The organism is Nostoc sp. CALU 546, assembly GCF_048836525.1.
Map to the genome: position 1 here is coordinate 1 of NZ_JAWJTF010000357.1, position 1,918 is coordinate 1,918.

The 1,918-nt window shown below is 37.5% G+C and carries 3 protein-coding genes and 1 pseudogene; all 4 read left to right on the forward strand.

Annotated elements, in window-relative coordinates; translation table 11 throughout:
- The first annotated feature begins 291 nt into the window (after window positions 1-291).
- A complete protein-coding gene (locus RRG12_RS43625) occupies window positions 292-738 on the forward strand; it encodes a hypothetical protein (RefSeq protein WP_420759351.1) in 447 nt (148 codons plus the stop codon).
- Window positions 739-866: 128 nt separating this feature from the next.
- A complete protein-coding gene (locus RRG12_RS43630) occupies window positions 867-1,022 on the forward strand; it encodes a hypothetical protein (RefSeq protein WP_289794497.1) in 156 nt (51 codons plus the stop codon).
- Between the two features lie 58 nt (window positions 1,023-1,080).
- On the forward strand, window positions 1,081-1,320 hold the full coding sequence (locus RRG12_RS43635) for a hypothetical protein (protein WP_163939136.1): 240 nt from the start codon (window positions 1,081-1,083) through the stop codon (window positions 1,318-1,320).
- Window positions 1,317-1,780 (forward strand): annotated as a pseudogene (locus RRG12_RS43640) (HNH endonuclease). The gene RRG12_RS43635 and the pseudogene RRG12_RS43640 overlap by 4 nt, the downstream one beginning before the upstream one ends.
- The last annotated feature ends 138 nt before the right edge of the window (window positions 1,781-1,918 follow it).

A 1,918-nucleotide genomic window follows, 5' to 3' on the forward strand; every position in this document is an offset into this window, starting at 1 on the left:
TCAAGACGATCCAATCAATTGTTATTGACTATAAGGGTGATTTTGAAACAAGGGAAGAAATTCTGTGAGGTATTTATTAAATACCAATGTTTGCACTCGTTATCTCAATGGTAGGTCGCTCTTAATTCGAGAACGTTTACAATCACAAAATCGAAGCTGTGACTAAATGAATATTAATTAATTCAGTTAAATTTTAGTAAAATTATTTTATTTTTAGAGAATTGTACACTAAAGTAAACGTTATTAATAACCCAAAATATTTTAAATTATTCTTAAAGCACAAAGGAAAAAATGAATAATAACGTTCTTGTTCCCATCGAATTTGAACTTGCAGCAATAAAAATAGCCCAAGTGCATTTCCCTTGGCTACGTTTTAAAGTATCTCCTATCCAGGAGAAGGGAAGAGTCTACAATCGCTTATCAGACGCTATTTATTTTGAAGCTTACTTTCAAAATAGTTTAATTGATTATGATTCTCTCCACAAACATAATTACTATCCTAGTTTTAACTTTTACTTGTTACCAGGAAAGAAACTAATTCAGTTAAGTGGCTGGTGGCGCGATCAGGTGTTAACTTTCATCTACGCACCATTAGACCCAGAACCATATAACAAGCACTGGCAAAATGACAAAAACTTGGCTGTATCTTGCCCCTATCCAGACGGCGATAAATTTGAACAGATGGCAATCGCTTTATTTCCTTTAGTTCAAGAGTATTTAGTAGGGTATGAGGGATGATGCTGCTTCTTCAATTGTCTAGGATTTTTCAGCCAAGCCATCTAATAGCTCAACTTACCTAGTCAACCCCTAGAACCTACTGTCAGGATCGTAATCTTTAGTGTTTGGCTTCGTACATTGGGTAAACTTTGGCTCAATTGCTTAAGGAGGTCTTCACTTGGGTTTTATCCAACTGTGACTTTAAGCAAACCTACTTCTTACTACCTAAAGAAGCGATCGCCGTTTATAATGTTGGTACTCCTTGTCTTTATGCTGCCAGTATTTATCTACAGTTTCTTTGGTAACCGAAGATTCGCTGTTAAAATACCACCAGTCCGCTAAATTAAACGAGACATACAGCCTATGATTACTCAAATGATGGTTCAACCCTCATTCTGGGTAGATTCTGGAATAAAACTCAGTAAAGTTAGGGACATACATTTATTTAAATTTACTGAAGAATTACAGTCTCGACTCGAAGAATTGTCTGAGAAAAAGAAAGCTGGATTGCTAACCACAGAAGAAGATGCTGAATTGGCAGGCATATTGGAACTGGATAGAATTTTTACCTTGCTTAATGCCAAAATCATTTCTGAATCATGACAGTTAATGATGTAACCAAAAAATTAGTCAGACAAAGAGCAAAATTTCTTTGTGAATACTGTCATTCTTCAGAAGAAGCAAGTGCTGCTCTATTTTCTATTGACCATATTGTACCCCAGTCTCTTAAGGGTTCGGATGAACCTGATAATCTGGCATTAGCCTGTCAGCGTTGTAATGGATACCGCTACAATTTCACCACTGGAATTGATCCAGATACAGGCCAGATGCTACCTCTGTTTAATCCACGTCAGGAAAAGTGGTCAGACCACTTTATTTGGTCAGCAGATGGTCTAAAAATTATTGGAATTAGTTCTGTAGGACGAGCTACAAGTAATCTAATCGTTTAGACCTCAATGATGAACGTCATAATGAAGGCTCTATTGTCAAAGCTCGTCGTCTTTGGCTCAAAGGTGGTTGGCATCCACCGGATGAAGACCCGCGACAACTTAAAAAGTTTTGATTTGCAATTATTTCTTTAACTATAGAAGTGTATCGCTCTCTTGGGTGCAGCGTAGACCATCGCCTCCCCAATCGATTCTCTCTCTGATTGCCGAAAGCCCTGCTGATGTAGGCTATTGGAGTGATGAGTGGCGTGTTG

What these genes read in the sequence shown, in the direction of transcription:
- RRG12_RS43625 (WP_420759351.1), top strand. Translation starts at nt 292, where the DNA reads ATGAATAATAACGTTCTTGTTCCCATCGAATTTGAACTTGCAGCAATA.
- RRG12_RS43635 (WP_163939136.1), top strand. Translation starts at nt 1,081, where the DNA reads ATGATTACTCAAATGATGGTTCAACCCTCATTCTGGGTAGATTCTGGA.